This is a genomic window from Agrobacterium sp. Ap1, assembly GCF_017313375.1.
GTDB lineage: Bacteria > Pseudomonadota > Alphaproteobacteria > Rhizobiales > Rhizobiaceae > Neorhizobium > Neorhizobium cellulosilyticum.
Map to the genome: position 1 here is coordinate 306814 of NZ_JAFLMY010000006.1, position 19790 is coordinate 326603.

Consider the following 19790-nt stretch of genomic DNA (forward strand, 5'->3'; position numbering starts at 1 on the left):
GCACGAAAAAGCCCGGCCAAGCCGGGCTTTTCAACTTCTGTGATTAGAAATCCCGCTGCAGACGCAGGAAGCCGTCGAAACGGTCGCCATCGCCATAACCGGCAGTGTCGATGTCAACATTATTGTAGTTGAAGGTCGCCTTGGCGAGGAGGTTCGGCGTGACCTGATAATCCGCCGTCACGCCGACGCGCCAGGCACTGCCGCCCGTATAGTCGTCGCTCGTGGGAATGATGTTATCCCAATACTGGACGCCAGGCGTGAGCTTAAACTTTTCGGAAACAGGGAAGGCATACTCGGCACCAATCGTCCATTCCGAATAATCCCAATAGCGGGTCGGGCCGGAAGAATAGACACCGAAAACACCCAGCTTGCCCGGTCCGATCTCGGCCGACAGAGTAGATGCGACGACACCGTCTTCGTGGTCGAACTCATAGGCGCCGAACAGATCGATGGAAAACGCGTCAAACTTGCCGCCTACCAGACCGCTGAGACCGATCTCGTCAGCGCTGCCATCGGCGTCGGTCTTCCAGCCCGCCTGCGAATTGAAGAAATCAGCCTGACCATAGGCCGTGAATGCTCCAGATTCGAACGTGTAGCGAATGGAATTGTTCAGCGTATCTCCGCCAATATAGTCCCCGAAAATATCGGTTGCGCTGCCCGAAAGCGGGCCTTCGTCCGACAGCACGGTCTCACCCGGCAGGCCGGTATCAAAGTAATTGTAGAAGTAGCCGATGCGGAAACCGCCCAGCTCGATATAGGTCTCGTTCAGCGCGAAGTCCGAGCTGTCGGAGTTATTGTTGGCGCGCAACGTGACGCGTGAACCAAGGGGGCCGAACTCGGTGTCGGACTTGGCTTCGAACCGGAGCTGCGCACGCGTATTTGTGCGATAACCGGCATCATCGTCGAGTTCGACCGCGCCAGCACTTGTGTCGATGTCGTAATTGCTGCGGCCATCCAGCTGTAGACGAATATAACCGCCGATCTTGAGACAGGTCTCCGTGCCAGGGATATAGAAATAGCCGGTGCCGAAAGCGTCGCAGACGCGGACATATTCCAGCGGTTCCGGCTCGGCAGCGACAATGGCATCAGCGGCGTGGGAAACAGATGCAGCAACCAGACTTGCTGCCGATGCGATGAGAAAACTCGTCAGCCTCATTGGGATTTCCTCGGTGAGCTGCATTCGCAATACAAGCGAACGCTACTCCTGATCCCCAGGAGCGCAAGCGTCCTCTTACATTCCAACACCCTAAATCACGAAGATGAAAACCGGCAGTTACCAATTTGCCACGACCGGGTCCGAAGCTGCAGCCCAAACGAGAAAAGCCCGGCACAAGGCCGGGCTTTTCAAATCAGATCTGAGAGCCGGATTAGAACGAGCGCTGCAGACGCAGGAAGCCGTCCCAACGGTCGGCGTCGCCGAGATCGTCAGCGTCAACATCGGTGTAGTTGACAGTTGCCTTGGCGGACAGGCCGGTGGTGATCTTGTAATCAGCCGTGATACCAGCGCGCCATGCATTGCCGCCGTCGAAATCGCCATCGGCGTCGAGAACAACGTTATCCCAGTACTGGATGCCCGGTGCGATGGAGAATTTGTCATTCACAGCGATCGCGTATTCCGCACCGATGGTCCACTCAGCGGCGTCGAAGTAACGGTTTTCACCGAAGGAGTAGGCAGCGAAGACGCCGAGCGAGCCCGGGCCGATTGCAGCTGTCAGGGTGGAAGCGAGAGCGGCATTTTCGCGGTCGAAGTCATAACCGGCGAAGAAGTCGAGGGTTACGCCACCGAACTTGCCGGTGATGACGCCGTTGATGCCGATTTCATCCTGGCCACGACCGGTGCCCGGTACGTCGTCCTTCCAGCCGTCCTGCGAGTCGAATGCATCGACCTGACCGTAGACGGAGAAAGCGCCGGCGTCGTAGGTGTAACGGATACCGTTGTTGAGGGTGTCGCCACCGAAACCACCATTGCCGAACGGTGCGCCATCGGAGAGAACGGTTTCGCCCGGAAGTCCGGTATCGAAGTAGTTGTAGAAGTAACCAACGCGGAGACCACCGAGTTCGATGAAGGTTTCATCGAGGAAGAAGTCGGTCCCGTTGTCCGGATTGTTGGTGTTCGCTTCCAGCGTGATGACCGAAGCAAGCGTGCCGTATTCAGTATCCGACTTGGCATCAAGGGTCAGGTGACCACGGGTATTGGTGCGGTAGCCGCTTTCGCCGCCGAAGTCGTCGCTGCTGCGAGCGTCAACCTGAACGCGGACATAACCGCCGATCTTGAGGCAGGTCTCGGTACCCGGAATGTAGAAGTAGCCGGTGCCGAAAGCGTCGCAAACGCGAACATATTCCAGCGGCTCCGGTTCAGCGGCGACGATTGCGTCAGCTGCCTGCGCGACGGTAACGCTCGCAAGCGCCGCGGTCGATGCGATGAGAAGGCTCGTGATTTTCATTTGGGGTTCCCCGGTCAACTCTAGGCTTTACATTCATCAAGGTACAGGCGGGCGGCGGGTGCTTACAAGCACTTCTGCATCTGCGACCGGCAAACATCAGGCAGTTGCGATGCGGTCGTTACTTATTTGTCACAAATTTGACGGGTAAACTGAACCTAAAGCTGCCTGTCCGTGCATTTGCATCCACTACTTATTGCGGGAATTCTGCGTCCGCATCCGACTCAACAGAAACAAAAAAGCCCGGCGCAAGGCCGGGCTTTCCGTTCATATCTGAAAGATCAGATTAGAAAGAGCGCTGCAGACGGAGGAAACCGTCCCACTTGTCGTCAGAGTCTACGCCGGTCTTTACGTCGGTGTAGTTGACGGTTGCCTTGGCAGCGAGGTTCGTGGTGATCTTGTAATCAGCCGTGATACCAGCGCGCCATGCACGACCGCCTTCGAAGTCGCCATCGGTGCCGAGTTCGATGTTATCCCAGTACTGGATACCAGGAGCGATCGAGAGCTTGTCAGTGACCTTGATGGCGTATTCTGCGCCGATCGTCCACTCAGCGGCGTCGAAGTAACGGTTTTCGCCGAAGGAGTAAGCAGCGAAGACGCCGAGCGAACCCGGGCCGATTGCAGCCGTCAACGTCGAAGCAAGAGCAGCATTTTCGTAGTCGAAGTCGTAACCAGCAAAGAAGTCGAGAGTTACGCCACCGAACTTGCCGGTGATAACGCCGTTAACGCCGATTTCGTCGTCGTTACCAGCTGCATCGGTCTTCCAGCCAACCTGCGAGTTGAAGGCATCAACCTGACCGTAAACCGAGAACGAACCTGCATCGTAGGTGTAACGGATGGAGTTGTTCAGAGTGTCGCCACCAGCGCCACCGTTGGAGTACGGGGCACCGTCGGAGAGAACGGTTTCACCCGGAAGGCCGTTATCGAGGTAGTTGTAGAAGTAACCAACGCGAAGACCGCCGAGCTGCAGGTAGGTTTCTTCAAGATAGAAGTCCGTACCACGGGCAGGATCGTTGGTGTTTGCACGAACCGTGATCTTGGATGCCAGCGTGCCGAATTCCGTGTCGTTCTTGGCTTCTACAGCAAACTGACCGCGGATGTTGCTACGGTAACCACCGTCCTGAGCATTGCCAGTGGACTGCGTACCTGCAGAGCCGAGAATGCCGAAGTCCGAACGACCGTCAACCTGCGCACGCACGTAACCACCAACCTTGAGGCAGGTTTCGGTGCCCGGGATGTAGAAGTAGCCGGTGCCGAAAGCGTCGCAAACGCGAACGTATTCCAGCGGCTCGGGCTCAGCAGCCACGATTGCGTCGGCAGCCTGTGCGCCAGAAACTGCTGCGAGGGCAGCAGCGGAGCCGAGAAGAAGGCTCTTGATGTTCATTTTTGACCTCCAGTCAAAATCGGAGGTCTCTGGAGCCTATTTTTCCTCTGCTCCGGGCTCGGGCAGGCGGCGCAGAAGGACGGGCAGACACACGTCCAAGTCGTGGGACGCAAGGTGAGCGTAGCGCATCGTCATCTGCAACGTTTGATGGCCGAGCCACATTTGCACCCGTCGTATATCAATTCCGCCGCGCACCAGCCGGGACGCGCAGGTGTGTCGAAGAACATGCGGCACGACATCGTCGTCTCTTCCGAGGCCCACTTCACCTTTGGCAGAGTTCCATACAGCGCGAAAGCGTTGTTGATCGATGTTAGCAAAAGGCCCATCAGGTGCGCCTGTATGTGCTTGAATAGCGCTAATCGCTCGGGGAGTGAGGGGCACGGTACGGCTTTTGCCGGATTTGGTGATCCAAAAGGTCGCGCGGTTTTCGTAAATATCGTTCCAACGCAGGCCGATGCCCTCGCCCAGCCTAGCACCTGTATCGACGAGAAACACGCATAGATCCGCGTACAATTCATCCCTGCTGCGGATGGCAGCAAAGAGACGGTCCTCTTCGTCATACTCCAGAAAGCGAATACGGCCGGCCTTCTCTCGTTGGCGCCGGAACTCCGGAAGGCTGTGAATGTCACCCATCTTGAACGCTTTCCGCAGCAACTTGCTAAGCGCCGCCATCTTTCGATTGATGGTTGCGTTGCTGTTGCCACGTTTGCGTAGTTCGCCGATGAGCCGGTCCACCATTTCGTCTGTGAAGCTGTCGAACGGTTGAGAAAGAAGAATCTCATCCAGTTCGCTGACGAAGGCGATCACATTCTTCTTGTGGCTTCCTGGCTCCCAGAGGATGTTCCCGTATAGCTCCAGGAGCTTCGTAAGTCGGGTAGATTTAACAACCTTGATAGGACCGCTGGCATTAAACTGATAATTGACAGCGTAAGTTCGACCGATGGAAGAGAGGTCTAGCGCCTCAATCTTTTTGTCGGTTTCCTTGCCCATCCCGCCCTCGCTGATCGACAGCGACAAGAATTACCGGGACACGTTGAACTACAATGGGCATTGCGCCAAAGCAGACGTGCTTTGGGGATGTTTTTTTTGTTCGTGGCTGAACAGCAACAGCCCGCAGTCATATGACTGCGGGCTATCGAGATATTTACATTAGAACGAGCGCTGCAGACGGAGGAAACCGTCCCAACGGTCAGCAGAGTCTACACCGTTGTCGACGTCGGTGTAGTTGATCGTTGCCTTGGTGGTAAGGTTGGAGGTGATCTTGTAGTCAGCCGTTACACCAACGCGCCATGCGTCACCGCCGTCGAAGTCGCCGTCAACAACAGCGATGTTGTCCCAGTACTGAGCGCCAGGAGCGATCGAGAACTTGTCGGTGACCTTGATGGCGTATTCAGCGCCAACAGTCCATTCAGCGAAGTCATAGTAGCCGTTCGGGCCAGTGGAGTAGGCAGCGAAGATGCCGAGCGAGCCCGGGCCGATAGCAGCCGTCAGCGTGGAAGCGAAAGCTGCATCTTCAGTGTCGAAGTCGTAGCCAGCGAAGAAGTCGAGGGTTACGCCACCGAACTTGCCGGTGATGACGCCGTTGACACCGATTTCATCAGCAGTACCAGCGTCGTCGGTCTTCCAACCAGCTTCCGAGTTGAACGCGTCAACCTGACCGTAAACCGAGAACGAACCTGCGTCGTAGGTATAACGGATCGAGTTGTTCAGCGTGTCGCCAGCGAAGCCGAAGCCGCCTGCACCAGGACCACCGTCAGAAAGGACGGTTTCGCCCGGAAGGCCGTTGTCGAAGTAGTTGTAGAACTGACCGACGCGGAGACCGCCGAGCTGCAAGTAGGTTTCTTCCAGATAGAAGTCAGTGCCGCGGACCGGGTCATTGGTGTTGGCGCGAAGCGTGATCTTCGATGCGAGCGTACCGAACTCGGTGTCGTTCTTAGCTTCAACAGCAACCTGACCACGAGTGTTCGTGCGGTAGCCGGCCTCTGCACCGCTCAGGTCGAAGTCCGAACGACCGTCAACCTGGAAACGAACGTAACCACCGATCTTGAGGCAGGTTTCGGTGCCCGGGATGTAGAAGTAGCCGGTGCCGAAAGCGTCGCAAACGCGAACGTATTCCAGCGGCTCGGGCTCAGCAGCCACGATTGCGTCGGCAGCCTGTGCGCCAGAAACTGCTGCGAGGGCAGCAGCGGAGCCGAGAAGAAGGCTCTTGATGTTCATTTTTGACCTCCAGTCAAAGTTACGTATGGGTCTAGGTCTTGATTTACCGAAGGACAAAAATTCCTTGGGCCCATCCCCGTGTTTGAAAGCTGACGAACCACCGCCGCGCTTCGGAGTTGAAAATACAAATCGCCGTGAGCTGCGCAATGCCGAACTGGGGATGAGCGAGAGTTTCAAGGCAGCTTCCCAAAACCATGTTGCCCAAATGACACAAAACCGCAGTCAGCGGTCATTAAAAATTTAGTTTTCGTTAAGAAAACGGTTTTGCGACAGCAACTTAAGGAAAGGTCACATTCGAATACATAGCTTTGCGAGAATGTTGCCGACAGGCAACAGGCATAACTCGCAGGCGCTTCGTGCGCGCACGCTAATGATCCAGTGATTTCATGAAGGATAATGGCGGAGAGGATGGGATTCGAACCCACGATACGCTTTTGACGTATACTCCCTTAGCAGGGGAGCGCCTTCGACCACTCGGCCACCTCTCCGGTGCGGCCTGATTATTGCGGATAAATCCCGAATGCAAGGTCTTTTAGCAAAAAGTGGCGTCGCAGGCTGGGGATGAACCCCAGCCGCAGCATTATTTCGGCCCGGAGCGGACGAATCCACGAGATTGCCGGCTCAATAACCCGAGCCTGCCGGGCCTGCGCCCGGGCCGCGCCCGTAACGGCCGGCAAGGTTTTTCAGCGTCGCGGCAAGCTCGGTGACGTCTGCGCCAACGGCAACAAAGCTTGCACCGAGTTCGAGGTAACGACGATTGAGGGTTTCGTTGAAGGTCAGTATGCCTGCGGGCTTGCCGGCGGCGATGATTCGGCCGATCGCCGATTCGATGACGTCCTGCACTTCCGGCGCCTCGATTCGGCCGAGGCAGCCCAAGTCGGCGGAGAGATCGGCCGGGCCGATGAAGACGCCGTCAACGCCATCTATCGCGGCAATCGCCTCGATATTGTCGATGGCGACACGCGTTTCGGCCTGAACCAGCAAGCAGATCTCGTCATCGGCTGTCTGCGCATAATCGGAAATAGCATTAAAACCCGAAGCGCGTGCGACGGCCGCACCGAGCCCGCGCGTGCCGCGCGGCGGATAACGCACGGCATGGACCAGCGCTTTGGCCTGTTCGGGCGAATCGACCATGGGAATGAGGAGCGTGCGTGCACCGGCATCCAGCAGTTGCTTGATGAACCATGTCTCGCCCGAAGGCGGGCGCACGACGGGTTCGACGGCAAAGGGAGCGAGCGCCCGTAACTGGGCGATGATGCTGCGCAGGTCATTCGGCCCGTGTTCCGAATCGATCACCAGCCAGTCGAAACCCGCACTTGCCGCAATCTCGGCCGGAAGCGCCTCGCCGGTGTTCAGCCATAGGCCAATCTGCTGGCGGCCGGCACTGATCGCAGCCTTGAAGTCATTCTTCGGTACCGGCATTTCTCCTCCTATGCCTTTTCGTCATAAATCCCGACCGCGAAATGCAGACCATATATAATCAAGATAACAGCAACTTGAGATCCGTGGCCGGATCGGCCAGGCGGGACTTTTCCGGGTTGATGCCGGTTTCCAGCATCTTCTTGCCGGTTACATAGGCCTTCGCATCATTGATCGCATCGACAGCAATCAGCATGCCGTTCCGGAAATACCAGACCGAGACGGCTCCCTCGCGGCTGCCTGCGCGCACCAGCGTCTCGTCATAGCCGAGATTAAAGCCGGCGATCTGCAGCTTCACATCGTACTGGTCGGACCAGAACCATGGTTTTGGCACATAGGGCCTAGCGTCGCCGGCAAGCGTCGCGGCAACCGATTCGGCCTGGTCGACGGCGTTCTGTACCGATTCTAGGCGAATGCGCCCCTCTTCCCACGGCAACAGGGCGCAATCGCCCATGGCGAAGATCGACGGGTCGGAGGTGCGGGCAAATTCGTCGACGATGATGCCGTTGCCGACATCGAGGCCGCAATCCTGCGCCAGACGGTCGTTCGGGGTGACACCGATGCCGACGATGACGAAATCCACATCGATGACCGTGCCATCGGAAAGTTCGGCGGCACGTACTTGGTCATCCTCGCCGATCAGGCGAGTAAGGCCGGTCTTTTCGCGAATCACGACACCGCGCTCTTTATGTATCGCGCGCATGATGTCTGCGGTGTCGTTCGAGGCAACACGGGCGAGTATACGGTCGGCCATTTCGATCAGCGTTACGTCGAGACCGAGATGGCGTGCAACGGCCGCCGCTTCCAGCCCGATATAACCGCCGCCGATGATCAGCAGGCGACGACCGGCCTTCATTTCATCGGCCAGCCGATCCGCGTCACGCTTGTCGCGGACAGTATATACACCCTTAAGTTCGCCGCCGATGCTGGCAGGCAAAGTACGCGGGGTGGAGCCCGTCGTCAGCGCCAGGGTTTCATATTCGAGCCCCGAACCATCCTGCATGCGGACGGTCTTTTTCTCGCGGTCGATTTCCTCGACATAGGTGGAGAGTCGGACTTCCACGTCGTTTTCGGCAAACCAGTTATCCGGGCGAAAGGTTAGGCGATCGAAACTCATCTCGCCGAGAAGGTATTTCTTGGAAAGCGGCGGCCGCTGGTAGGGATAAACCTCTTCAGCGCCGATCATCGTGATGGGCCGTGTATCCTTCAATGCCCGAAGTTTCGCCGCAAGCGCAAAGCCCGCCTGCCCTGCCCCGACGATTACCAGCCTGCCTGTCACTTGCTTGCTCCATTCCTGTTCGACCGCCAAGAGATAGCACCTCGAACGGCCGCAAAGGCGTATCGTCGCGACGCGTGGGCGTCAACAACGCGACATTGTGTCCAGTGAGCGGAATGAGGCGGATAAGGACACCATAGATCGAGAAAAATTTACCAATCAACTTTAGAATGCATCAGAATTGCAGGAATAAAATCATATTCGCGGGACAAGTCAGGAGGATACCATGGCCCCATTGATGGACGGGACCAACACGCAAGAACCGGCGGGCCTGCGCCGTGTCTTTGAAAAATTCACGATTGATCGGCCGGGTAAGATTGTGCTCGTCGAACACCATTTAAGCACCAAGACGAGTATTCGCTGCCTGATCCGTACGATCTCTCTGCAGGGAGCCGAACTTGAGGTAACCCCGCACATTCCGGTGCCGTCTCATTTCTTCCTCGCCATCCTCGGCATACGCGACGAGATCGGCTGCACGGTCATGGCGCGCGAAGAGGAGAAGGTGACGGTCGGCTTCAACATGCTGATCAACCCTGAATTCCTCCACCATGTCATTCGGCTGAGCTTCGAGACGAGCCACTGAGTCGGAATACGGAGTTGGTGCCGCAGGCGGTTCCGGCAAAAATCAGCGCCGCGCTCGGCGCCATCCAGCCGCCTGGGCATCCGCCTCGGAGCAGAACCAGCGCTCACCATATTGAGCGCTGATCCTGGTTTCATCGTAATATTCCTGGCCGGGCACATGATAAATGCGCTCACCGGAGTTGATCGAGATATTGCCCTTGATCCGGCATGAGTTGCCGATATTCGCCTCGACGTAACGGGGAATGCCCGGAAGCAGCGTATGCCCGCCCGTGGCGAGGAAACTCGCGGTCGCTGCTCCTAGAACAATCAGCACGAATTTGCTCATTCGACGAAGATGGGCCGAAAAGATTGATTGCTCGCTTCAGCAATTCCTAAAATTGCATATTCCGGATCACAAAACCTCAGGATGCATCGAGGTGTCCGGCATTCCGCGAATCGTCGTCCGGAAGGCTGCCGGTCAAACTCCTACCCTTGCACAGCAGCGAAAGCTTTCTATTGTGTCCCGGCTTTCAACCGGACTTATCCCACATGCCTGCATTTTCTCGTTTTACCCCGCTGATCAATTCACTGCCCTCGACCGTGCCCTTTGTCGGCCCGGAAGCGCTGGAGCGAAAGAGTGGTGCGGTCGTCAAGGCGCGCATCGGCGCCAATGAAAACGGCTTCGGCCCGGCGCCATCAGTAATTGCAGCCATGACGGAAGCCGCGACGGGCATCTGGAAATATGCCGATCCGGAAAATTTCGACCTCAAGGCGGCGCTTGCTGCCCATCTCAACTGCAAGCCGGAAAATCTGGCGATCGGCGAAGGGGTCGACAGCCTTCTCGGCCAGATCGTGCGGCTCGTCATCGACCCGGCAGCGGCAACGCCTATGCCGGTGGTGAATTCCTTCGGTGGCTACCCGACCTTCAATTTCCACGTCGCCGGTTTTGGCGGCCGGTTGGTGACCACGCCTTACGTGAACGACCGCGAGGACCTGAACGGGCTGCTCGATGCCGTGCGCCGGGAAAATGCGCCGCTCGTCTATTTCGCCAATCCTGACAATCCAATGGGAAGCTGGTGGGAGGCCAACGAGGTCGTGGCCTTTGCAAAGGCCCTGCCGGAAACGACGCTGCTGGTGCTCGACGAGGCCTATTGCGAAACGGCACCGGCAAGCTCGACGCCGTCGATCGAGGCGTTGATCGACATGCCGAACGTCATCCGCACGCGCACGTTCTCGAAGGCTTATGGAATGGCTGGCGCGCGCGTCGGTTATGCGATCACGACGGAAGGCACGGCAAAAGCCTTCGACAAGATCCGCAACCATTTCGGCATGAACAGGATCGCCGTTGCAGGCGCAATCGCTGCCCTGAAGGACAAGGCCTATCTCAAGCAAGTCGTCGGCAACATCAAGGCATCGCGCGAGCGCATTGGAGCGATCGCGGCCGCCAACGGTCTCAAGGCGCTGCCTTCGGCCACCAATTTCGTCGCGATCGATTGCGGACGCGATGCGGCTTACGCCCGCGCGATTGTCGATGGGCTTTTAGGCCACGGCGTCTTCATTCGCATGCCGGGTGTCGAGCCTCTCAACCGCTGCATCCGCATCAGCGCCGGAAAAGAGCCCGACATGGCGCTTCTGGAGGCCGCGTTGCCTCAGGTTTTGAAATCGCTCTGAGCTGAATAGGAACCAGGCAAAACCGCGCCGGCCTTGTCTCTGCCGGTCGCGGTTTGATTACGAAAAGCCGGATAAGTGCAGGCTCTTCTGCGAAGTGGTTCTGCTCAGTGCACCGTCATCCATTCGCGGGCGGCGCGCAATGCTTCCGCAAGCTGCATCTTCGTCAACTGCGGGGTGAGATCGGCACGCAGTTCGGCGGCGCGGTCGGAGCCCTTGATGGCGGCAATGTTCAGCCATTTGTGGGCGGACACGAGGTCGATTTCGACCCCGCGGCCCGTTGCATACATCAGGCCCATATCGCAGAAGACTTCTGCGCGGGCATCGCCACCCATGGTGGCCATTTCAGTCATCGAAATTTCAAAGCGTGCCATCGGTTTTGATCCCTGTTTAAGACCTTGTTTCTTCTTCTGCCCTGTTCATCATTCCCTTCCGGACCACCGTCTTATGCGGCTTTGTTAATCCATCAGGGTGGCGGTTTTCCCGCTCGTTTGATGAGACCAATATGATCCCAAGGTTCGAAAATCCGACTAAAAAGAATGCTTAACTTGCGGAAAACAAAGTTCAAATGCTTCGTAAATTTGAGTTTTCGTTAAGCACTACAATGCCTGCACGTTAAGGGTTTTCGGCTTTCGTTTACGAAACGTTAGGATTTCGATCGAAACTCTTTGTTAACCATGTTTTCCGCTTCCGTTTTCAGGAAAGAGAAAGTCGGCCGCTACGCAGTCAGCTGAAAACATCTGAAAAACGGGCCTACTACCAGCACTCCGCAACTTTACCTTTACGTACTAGTAAGCTAATTTAGACACGGGGCGTCGATTGCTGGAGGGCTGTCGAACGCCGCAATAACGAGGATCTGAGGAGGGATCTCATGCTGAATACTTTCGCCGCGGCGGCGGCATTGCTGGTGAGTGCTGCGGCGGGCCACGCCGCGGAGCCGATCGAGGGCAACTGGAAGACCCAGAGTGGCGCGACCGCCGAGATCGGCAAATGCGGATCCGCTTATTGCGTAACGCTGAGAACCGGCAAACATGCCGGCAAGCAGATCGGAAAAATGGCCGGCACCGGCGACGAATATTCCGGCGAGATCACCGACCCTGAAAACGACAAGACCTATAGCGGCTCCGGCTCCGTTGCCGGCAATACGCTGAAGATGAAGGGCTGCGTGCTGAAGGTTCTGTGCAAATCGCAGACATGGACGCGGCTCTAACCTTAATCCCCCGATACGAAGCCGGCTGTCACAGCCGGCTTTTTTTCTACCCGGAATCTGGAGCCCGGCCCGTTAATCACCCTGAACGCCAGATGAAAAGGGCTCTCAGCCTTCATACAGCCGGTCGCCATTATTCTGCCCTCATTCAGCCAGGAACCGATCGGAACCTGACATTACGGGAGCAGGATCATGACGACCATTGCACGCCGCCTGACCATCGTCACCTTGATGATGACGATCTTCGCATTGTCCTTTGCCGCACTTGCCGTGCAACCGTCCAAGCGACCGTTGGGCTTCAACATCAGCACGGGCAGCCTGTGTGTCTACTCCAACAGCGGCGAATGCGTCGCCACGCTTTGAAGAGGCACAATCAAGCTAAAAAGTGGGACGATGATCGCCGTTTGATTGTCATGGAGTTCTCCTTATAATGGCTCATGAACACACGAATCTCTCCCTTTTCTCCGCTTTCCTACATCAGCCCGAGCGCGGTGGAACCGCAGGCTTTCGACAACGCCGAAGCGGCCGTCGATGCCCTGACCGCGCTTTATGAGCGTAATACGAAATTCCTGATCGACAGTTTTGGCGCGCTGGCCAAGAGCGGCACGATGACCGGCCGTTATCGAGCCTTCTATCCGCAGGTCTCGATCGAAACGACCTCGTTCGGCCATGCCGATTCGCGGCTTTCCTACGGCCATGTTGCGGCCCCCGGCATCTACACGACGACCGTGACGCGGCCAAAACTGTTCCGCCATTACCTGATCGAACAGCTGGATCTGTTGATGCGCAATCACGGCATTCCCGTCACCGTGTCGGAATCGACTACGCCCATCCCGCTCCATTTCGCATTCGGCGAAGGCGCTCATGTGGAAGCTTCGGCCGGTCATGCGATGGCGGATATACCGATGCGCGACCTGTTCGACACGCCGGATCTCACCAATACCGATGATCTGATCGCCAATGGCGAATATGAAGCTCCGGCGGGAGAACCGGCGCCGCTTGCACCGTTTACCGCACAGCGCATCGATTATTCTCTGGCTCGCCTCAGCCACTATACGGCCACGGGTGCCGAGCATTTCCAGAACTTCGTGCTGTTCACCAACTACCAGTTCTATATCGACGAATTTGCCGCCTGGGCCCGCAAGCTGATGGCCGAGGGTGGCGGTGGCTACACGGCTTTCGTCGAACCGGGCAATGTCATCACGCTTGCCGGCAAGGATACGCCGGAGACGACGCCGATCACCCGCATGCCGCAGATGCCGGCCTACCACCTGAAGAAGGACGACCATTCCGGCATCACGCTGGTCAATATCGGCGTCGGCCCTTCGAACGCCAAGACCGCCACCGATCATATCGCCGTGCTGCGCCCGCATGCCTGGCTGATGGTCGGCCATTGCGCCGGGCTTCGCAACAGCCAGCGTCTCGGTGACTATGTTCTCGCCCACGCCTATGTGCGCGAGGATCATGTGCTGGACGACGACCTGCCGGTGTGGGTGCCGATACCGGCGCTGGCGGAAGTTCAACAGGCGTTGGAAAGTGCCGTCGAGGAAGTGACCGGTTATGAAGGCTTCGAGCTGAAGCGGATCATGCGTACCGGCACGGTCGCCACGATCGACAACCGCAACTGGGAACTGCGCGACCAGCGCGGGCCGGTAAAGCGGCTTTCCCAGTCACGCGCGATTGCGCTCGACATGGAATCGGCAACGATCGCCGCCAACGGGTTCCGTTTCCGTGTGCCCTACGGAACGCTGCTTTGCGTTTCCGACCGTCCGCTGCATGGCGAACTGAAACTGCCGGGCATGGCGACAGCCTTCTACCGCACACAGGTCAGCCAGCACCTGCAGATCGGCATCCGCGCCGTGCAGAAGCTCGCAGCCATGCCGACCGAAACGCTGCATTCCCGCAAGCTCAGAAGCTTCTACGAGACGGCGTTCCAGTAATAATTCCAGCCACTATGCCCATGGTGTATGATTTCAAAATTCATACACCATGGGGTCAGTATGCGCGCCAATATCGAATTGGATGACGACCTTATCGCCGAGGCCATGGAGCTTGGAGGCTTGCCTACCAAGAAGGCTGCAGTTGATCAGGCGCTGAGAGATTTCGTGCGGATCAAGAGGCAATTGCGCGCGATCGACAATCTCGAGGGTATCGGCTGGGAATGCGACCTTGACGCCTCAAGAGACAAAGCGGGCAGATACTCTAACCGGGGTTTTCAGCAGGACGAATGATCTTCGCGGATAGTTCCGCCTGGATATCGCTCTTTAGAAGAGAATGCCGAGGCTGTCTCCACGCTCAGATCCCTCTTACCGTGCGGAGTTGTCCTGCTCGGCGATGTGATCCTGATGGAAGGGCTTTGGGGGGCATCGGATAGTCATCAGGTCCGTTGGATGGAACAGGATTTCCGGGATTTCCCCATCGCGCAGATATTGTCGGCCGAATTGGCGACAACCCTGCGTGGCGATGGCCGAACACCTCGGGCTAAAATTGGCCTGATCCCGTTACCCCTTCCCTCTCGCAGCAAACAGCGACAGCGCCGTGCCGATCAGCGAAGAGACAATGACGAGAAGGTGGGTGTTGACGGCGGCCTGAGCGAGATCTTCGAAAGCAGGCCCCGAGGCTGCTGCGCCGAAGGCGACGGCACCGGCGCTGATGCCGGCGGGATAGGTTCCGACACCGGCGGGCGCATGGACCGGCAGGACGGAGGACAGTTCGCCGCCGAGCGCACCGCCGAAACCGGGCGCCATCGAAATGCCGCCGAGCAGGCCGAGCACCCAGGCGAGAACCGCGATCTTGGTGAACCAGTTGATCAGCGTTGCGCCCCAGGCCCTCGCAAAGGCTGCGGCATCGACGGGAAGGCCTGCTTCGACTTCGGCAAGCAATCTTTCCGCCTTTGCCGGCAGTATCCTTGCAGCAAACCGAAGGCCGATGCCGCGCAGGACAAAACCTGCGACCGGCAGGATAACGAAGCCGAACCAGAGCGCCCAGGCCCATGACGAATGATGCTGCAGGACCAAACCGATGCCGGCTGCAGCGAGCAGAGCATGAAGATCGAAAAGCCGCATGACGAAAAGAGCGGCGGTGCTTCTCGCCAGCGACAGGTCGAATTCGCGTTTCATCAGCAGCGGAAAGCTTACCTCCCCCGAACGAAAGGGCAGCATGATGTTCAAAAGATTGTGCACCTGGGTGAGACGCAGCAGCGTTCCGAAGCGGCCGCCGGTCTCTGTCGGAAAATAATCATAGATACGCCAGGTGCGCAGGACATAGGTGCCAAGCAGTGCGGCAAACGCGAGGAAAGCCGAGCCGAGGCCGGCACTTTTCCATAGAGCCAGCACGGTCGCCCAGCCCCAAACCCACTGTATGAAGATCGCATAAAGCGCGACGGTCGCCAGCGTCAGCAGCGTCATGGCGTTACGAATTATCCACGCTCTCTGGCTGGCAACGGAATAATTCTTCATATAGTAGGTGGCCCCAATGCGATAAATTCGGGTCTATGCGACCATGCTGCGCCATGGCGCGCCGCCCGTATAAGCCCGCACTTCTAGGAGAAACACACGGTGGGTACAACAGCAGAGTCGGTCACCCGCCTCGTCGAGACGACCAGCCCGGTCGAACTGTCGCTGGTCGTGCCGCTTTTCAATGAAGAGGAAAGCGTCAAGCCCCTGATCGAGCGGATCGTGACGTCGATGGCCGGTTATGCAGCCTCGTGGGAACTGATCCTGGTCGATGACGGCAGCACGGATGCCACAATCGCCAATGCGCGAACTGCGCTCAATCGCCCCGGCCTCGACCTGAAGATCGTTGCTTTGCAGCGCAATTTCGGCCAGACGGCCGCCATGCAGGCAGGCATCAACCAGGCTGAGGGCCGGCTTATCGCCACGCTCGATGGAGACCTGCAGAACGATCCCAAGGACATCCCTGCGATGGTCGCTGAACTTGAGCGCCGTGAACTCGATCTGCTCGTCGGCTGGCGCCAAAACCGCCAGGACGGCCTGCTTTTGCGCAAGGTTCCATCCTTCATCGCCAATCGGCTGATAGGCCGCATCACCGGCGTGCGCCTCCACGATTACGGCTGCTCGCTGAAGATCTACCGTTCAGCGGTCATCAAGCAGGTGAAGCTGATGGGCGAAATGCACCGTTTCATCCCTGCATGGGTCGCCGGTGTCGTACCGAGCTCGCGTATCGGCGAAATGCCGGTAACGCACCACGCCCGCCAGCACGGTGTATCAAAATACGGCATTTCCCGGACATTCCGGGTTATTCTTGACCTCCTGTCGGTGATGTTTTTCATGCGTTTCAAGGCGCGGCCGGGACATTTCTTCGGTTCGCTCGGCCTTGGCCTCGGCGCGATCTCGGCACTGATCCTGTTCTACCTGTTCATAGACAAGTTCATCATGGGCAACGACATCGGCACGCGACCGCTGTTCCTGATCGGCGTGATGCTGTTCCTCTCGTCCGTACAGATGATCACGACAGGTATTATCGCGGAAATGATAGCTCGCACCTACTACCGCGAGGATAGCGCCCTCAGCTACATCGTCAGGGAAGTCTATCAGGCAGACGCACCCGTGGGGTAATGCCTCGACCAAGGCAGTAAATCCGCTGGACCGGTTCACCGTCCGCGGGCGCATTTTGGCTGGAGATAATTATGCCGAAAACCTCTTACCCAATGCATGCGCATAGCGCTCCAGCTGTTTCCGACCGGCTTTGTTCCGGGCAGACCTTTGTGCTGGTGCTTGCCGCCTATTTCATATTTCAGGTCGTCCTACGCTTCATTCTTCCGCACGGGCTGGAACTCGACGAGTCCGAGCAGGTCTATGTGTCGCAATGGCTGCTTGCCGGCTATGGCGCCCAACCGCCCTTCTATAACTGGATGCAGCACGGCGCGATCCAGATTTTCGGCATCTCGATCATCACTCTCTCGGGCATGAAGGCGCTGATGCTCTTCCTGTCCTACATCTTCTATTATCTCGCTGCACGGCAGGTGCTGGAAGACAAGCGGCTGGCGGTCGTTGCCGCACTCGGGCTTCTCACCATTCCGCAGGTATCCTTCGAGGCGCAGCGCGACCTTTCACATACGGTCGCTGCCATTTTCGGCGCATGCCTGTTTCTTTTTACTCTGCTGAGGGTCATTTCCCGGCCAACGCTCGAGGCCTTCCTGCTGTTCGGCATTGCCATCGGCATCGGTGGCATCACGAAATACAATTTTGCCGTCCTGCCGGTTGCCGCCGGACTTGCCGTGCTGATGGACCGCGACATGCGCCGCACGATGCTTTCTTGGAAGCTGATACCCGCCGGTGTCCTGGCTCTGGCGATCGTCGCACCGCATGCGCTATGGCTTGTCGATAATTTCAGCGATGCGAGCCAGAGCACGCTCAAGAAACTCGGCGGTGACGATGCAGGACTGATCGGCGGGATTGCCAGCGGCCTCGGCTCACTGACGATCGGCTTTTTCAGTTTCACAGCCCTCACGCTGATCATCTTTGCAGCCGTCTATCGCGAGCACCTGAAAGCCATCTTTAGCGCTCATAGTCGCTGGACGCGGCTTGTCGGCCGCATTCTCGTGCTCTCGCTTGCGCTGATCGTACTGATGATCCTGTTTGCCGGATTCGAGAACGTGCGTGACCGCTGGCTGACGCCACTTCTGCTCGCCACACCGCTCTATCTCGCGCTGAAGGTGGATGCAGCAAAAATCCCGGTCAAGGTGAGTTTCAAGCGGCTCTGGAGCGTGGCGATCGTGATCATGGTGCTGATCCCGGCCGCGCTGGCGCTTCGCGCCAATATGGGCCGCATCAACGGCAATTACGGCTATGTGAACATTCCATTCGCGGCTCTTTCAAAGACCGTGGCGGAAAAGGCCGCAGGCGCCAATACGGTTGTCGTCGCCTCGGACCGGCAGCTTGCCGGCAACCTGCATTTCAGCCTGCCCGAACAGCCGGTTGCCGTGGAGCCGCCGCCGCCGGGACTGAAAAACCGGCCGCTTGCGGATTTCGACCGGGTGGTTTTCGTCTGGCGCACGAAGGATGGCAGCATGCCGGTCGCCTTCGACAAGGAGTTTTCCGGGTATCTGCTTGAACAAGGGATCACCACCGCACCGCAGGATGTCGCGATCGTCGGCTACCCCTATCAATGGGGCCGGCCGATGGACCAGTACCGCTTCGGTTATGCCGTCATGGACCTGCCGCGTTAAAACCTATTCCTTGACCGTATCGCGCAGGTGATCAAGCGCATTGCGCAGTTTGCCGATCACCTCGTCGATTTCCGATCGCGTGATCGTCAGCGCCGGCGAGGCCAGCATGCGGTCGCCGGTGGCGCGCATGATCAGACCGTTCTCGACGCAGTGATTGCGCACCAACGTGCCGATATCGTCCGGCTTTGCGTAACGGCGGCGGGTGGATTTGTCAGCGGCAAGCTGCAGTCCGCCGATCAGGCCAATACTCTCCGCCTGACCTACGACCTCGTGATCCTCGAGGCTTTTCCAGGCGGAGGCGAAATACGGGCCGATATCGTCGCGCACCCGTTCGACCAGCCCTTCCTCCTCGATGATTCGAAGGTTTTCCAGCGCGGCTGCTGCGGCAACCGGATGACCGGAATATGTATAGCCGTGGGCGAAATCGCCGAATTCGCTGATCATCACTTGCGCCACGCGATCCGAGACCAGTACGCCGCCAATCGGCAGGTAACCCGAGGACAGACCCTTGGCGATCGGTGCGAGATCTGGCTCTACACCGAAATGCTGGTAGCCGAACCATGAGCCAAGGCGGCCGAAACCGCAGATGACTTCATCCGAGATCAGGAGGATGTTGCGGGCCTTGCAGATGCGGGCGATTTCCGGCCAATAGGTGTCGGGCGGGATGATGACGCCGCCTGCCCCCTGGATCGGTTCAGCAACGAAGGCGGCGACGCGATCTTCGCCCAGCTCATCGATCTTGGTCTCAAGTTCGCGGGCCATTTTAAGGCCGAATTCGGCAGGCGTCAGATCGCCGCCCTCGGCATACCAGTAGGGCTGGCCGATATGATGGACGCCTTCGATCGGCAGGTTGCCCTGTTCGTGCATGTGCTTCATGCCGCCGAGCGAGGCACCGGCGACGGTCGAACCATGATAGGCGTTTTTCCGCGCGATGACCTGCGTCTTCTCCGGCTTTCCGAGCGCCTTCCAGTAGACGCGGGCGATGCGAAACCATGTGTCGGTCGCTTCCGAGCCGGAATTGGTGAAAAAGACGTGGTTCATCCTTCCACCGGTCTTCGAAGCGATCTTCTGTGCAAGCAGCGTCGCCGGCGGCGTCGTGGTGCCGAAGAAGGTGTTGTAATAGGGCAGTTCCTGCATCTGCCGGAAGGCTGCCTCGGCGATCGACTTGCGGCCGTAACCGACATTGACGCACCACAGCCCGGCAAAGGCATCGAGATATTTCTTCCCCGTGGAATCGTAGATATGGACGCCCTCGGCGCGTTCGATGATGCGCGTGCCTTTGGCGTTCAGTTCCTTCATGTCCGAGAAGGGGTGGATGTGGTGGGCGGCATCGATGGCTTGAAGATTGGAAATGCCAGGATTGGAAATGGCCGGCTTGTCGTTCATCGCGTCGCTCTCCTGAAGATTGTGCGGTCAATTCTTATCGG

General features: G+C 58.0%; 20 protein-coding genes and 1 tRNA gene. 9 read left to right on the plus strand and 12 right to left on the minus strand.

What is annotated here, in order from left to right:
- Positions 1–43: 43 nt before the first annotated feature.
- From JZX87_RS15110 to JZX87_RS15130, 5 genes are all read right to left on the minus strand, one after another.
- Positions 44–1156, minus strand: a complete 1113-nt coding sequence (locus JZX87_RS15110; RefSeq protein WP_206826511.1) for a porin — start codon at positions 1154–1156, stop codon at positions 44–46.
- Positions 1157–1367: 211 nt separating this feature from the next.
- Positions 1368–2444, minus strand: a complete 1077-nt coding sequence (locus JZX87_RS15115) for a porin (protein ID WP_206826513.1) — start codon at positions 2442–2444, stop codon at positions 1368–1370.
- Between the two features lie 283 nt (positions 2445–2727).
- The gene (locus JZX87_RS15120; protein ID WP_206826515.1) at positions 2728–3825 is read right to left on the minus strand and encodes a porin; all 1098 of its coding nucleotides are present in this window, start codon (positions 3823–3825) and stop codon (positions 2728–2730) included.
- Positions 3826–3861: 36 nt separating this feature from the next.
- Positions 3862–4815 (minus strand): tyrosine-type recombinase/integrase, encoded by a 954-nt coding sequence (locus JZX87_RS15125; protein WP_206826518.1) that lies wholly within the window; start codon positions 4813–4815, stop codon positions 3862–3864.
- A gap of 159 nt (positions 4816–4974) precedes the next feature.
- Positions 4975–6042: a porin gene (locus tag JZX87_RS15130; protein WP_206826519.1), complete on the minus strand. Its 1068-nt coding sequence runs from the start codon at positions 6040–6042 to the stop codon at positions 4975–4977.
- On the opposite strand from JZX87_RS15130, the gene JZX87_RS15135 reads away from it, so the two are divergent.
- Entirely contained in the window at positions 6035–6286 is a 252-nt protein-coding gene (locus JZX87_RS15135; RefSeq protein ID WP_206826521.1) for a hypothetical protein, read from the plus strand. The two genes, JZX87_RS15130 and JZX87_RS15135, sit on opposite strands and share 8 nt — an antisense overlap.
- 153 nt (positions 6287–6439) lie before the next feature.
- Here the strand turns inward: JZX87_RS15135 and JZX87_RS15140 are convergent.
- The 3 genes from JZX87_RS15140 to JZX87_RS15150 form a co-directional block, all read right to left on the minus strand.
- Positions 6440–6530 (minus strand) — tRNA-Ser (locus JZX87_RS15140).
- Positions 6531–6663: 133 nt separating this feature from the next.
- Complete coding sequence (locus JZX87_RS15145) at positions 6664–7464, minus strand: aldolase/citrate lyase family protein (RefSeq protein WP_206826523.1); 801 nt, start codon at positions 7462–7464, stop codon at positions 6664–6666.
- A gap of 58 nt (positions 7465–7522) precedes the next feature.
- Positions 7523–8740 carry an NAD(P)/FAD-dependent oxidoreductase gene (locus tag JZX87_RS15150; protein ID WP_206826524.1) on the minus strand — a complete coding sequence of 406 codons (1218 nt, stop codon included), beginning with the start codon at positions 8738–8740 and terminating at the stop codon, positions 7523–7525.
- Between the two features lie 223 nt (positions 8741–8963).
- Here JZX87_RS15150 and JZX87_RS15155 point away from each other — a divergent pair, with 223 nt between their 5' ends.
- The gene (locus tag JZX87_RS15155; RefSeq protein WP_246435909.1) at positions 8964–9320 is read left to right on the plus strand and encodes a hypothetical protein; all 357 of its coding nucleotides are present in this window, start codon (positions 8964–8966) and stop codon (positions 9318–9320) included.
- A 42-nt stretch (positions 9321–9362) separates the two neighbouring features.
- Here JZX87_RS15155 and JZX87_RS15160 read toward each other — a convergent pair whose 3' ends face one another.
- Entirely contained in the window at positions 9363–9644 is a 282-nt protein-coding gene (locus JZX87_RS15160) for a sunset domain-containing protein (RefSeq protein ID WP_206826525.1), read from the minus strand.
- 203 nt (positions 9645–9847) lie between these two features.
- Between JZX87_RS15160 and JZX87_RS15165 the strand changes: the two genes are divergently transcribed.
- Positions 9848–10969, plus strand: coding sequence for a pyridoxal phosphate-dependent aminotransferase (locus JZX87_RS15165; protein ID WP_206826526.1), 1122 nt, complete (start codon positions 9848–9850; stop codon positions 10967–10969).
- 104 nt (positions 10970–11073) lie between these two features.
- On the opposite strand, the gene JZX87_RS15170 is transcribed toward JZX87_RS15165, so the two are convergent.
- Complete coding sequence (locus JZX87_RS15170; protein ID WP_148145493.1) at positions 11074–11340, minus strand: SEL1-like repeat protein; 267 nt, start codon at positions 11338–11340, stop codon at positions 11074–11076.
- 497 nt (positions 11341–11837) lie between these two features.
- Here JZX87_RS15170 and JZX87_RS15175 point away from each other — a divergent pair, with 497 nt between their 5' ends.
- The 4 genes from JZX87_RS15175 to JZX87_RS15190 all read left to right on the plus strand — a co-directional run bounded on the left by JZX87_RS15175 (position 11838) and on the right by JZX87_RS15190 (position 14404).
- Positions 11838–12176 carry a DUF2147 domain-containing protein gene (locus JZX87_RS15175; RefSeq protein WP_206826527.1) on the plus strand — a complete coding sequence of 113 codons (339 nt, stop codon included), beginning with the start codon at positions 11838–11840 and terminating at the stop codon, positions 12174–12176.
- Positions 12177–12365: 189 nt separating this feature from the next.
- Positions 12366–12536, plus strand: coding sequence for a hypothetical protein (locus tag JZX87_RS15180; protein WP_206826528.1), 171 nt, complete (start codon positions 12366–12368; stop codon positions 12534–12536).
- Positions 12537–12610: 74 nt separating this feature from the next.
- On the plus strand, positions 12611–14113 hold the full coding sequence (locus JZX87_RS15185) for an AMP nucleosidase (RefSeq protein WP_183822512.1): 1503 nt from the start codon (positions 12611–12613) through the stop codon (positions 14111–14113).
- A gap of 60 nt (positions 14114–14173) precedes the next feature.
- On the plus strand, positions 14174–14404 hold the full coding sequence (locus tag JZX87_RS15190; protein ID WP_206826529.1) for a type II toxin-antitoxin system VapB family antitoxin: 231 nt from the start codon (positions 14174–14176) through the stop codon (positions 14402–14404).
- Between the two features lie 270 nt (positions 14405–14674).
- Here JZX87_RS15190 and JZX87_RS15195 read toward each other — a convergent pair whose 3' ends face one another.
- A complete protein-coding gene (locus JZX87_RS15195; RefSeq protein WP_206826531.1) occupies positions 14675–15631 on the minus strand; it encodes a lysylphosphatidylglycerol synthase domain-containing protein in 957 nt (318 codons plus the stop codon).
- Between the two features lie 99 nt (positions 15632–15730).
- Between JZX87_RS15195 and JZX87_RS15200 the strand changes: the two genes are divergently transcribed.
- Both JZX87_RS15200 and JZX87_RS15205 read left to right on the plus strand, forming a co-directional pair.
- Complete coding sequence (locus JZX87_RS15200) at positions 15731–16750, plus strand: glycosyltransferase family 2 protein (RefSeq protein ID WP_206826533.1); 1020 nt, start codon at positions 15731–15733, stop codon at positions 16748–16750.
- A gap of 71 nt (positions 16751–16821) precedes the next feature.
- A complete protein-coding gene (locus JZX87_RS15205) occupies positions 16822–18363 on the plus strand; it encodes a glycosyltransferase family 39 protein (RefSeq protein ID WP_206826535.1) in 1542 nt (513 codons plus the stop codon).
- 3 nt (positions 18364–18366) lie between these two features.
- Here the strand turns inward: JZX87_RS15205 and JZX87_RS15210 are convergent, their stop codons facing one another.
- Positions 18367–19749 carry an aspartate aminotransferase family protein gene (locus tag JZX87_RS15210; protein WP_206826537.1) on the minus strand — a complete coding sequence of 461 codons (1383 nt, stop codon included), beginning with the start codon at positions 19747–19749 and terminating at the stop codon, positions 18367–18369.
- Between the last annotated feature and the right edge of the window lie 41 nt (positions 19750–19790).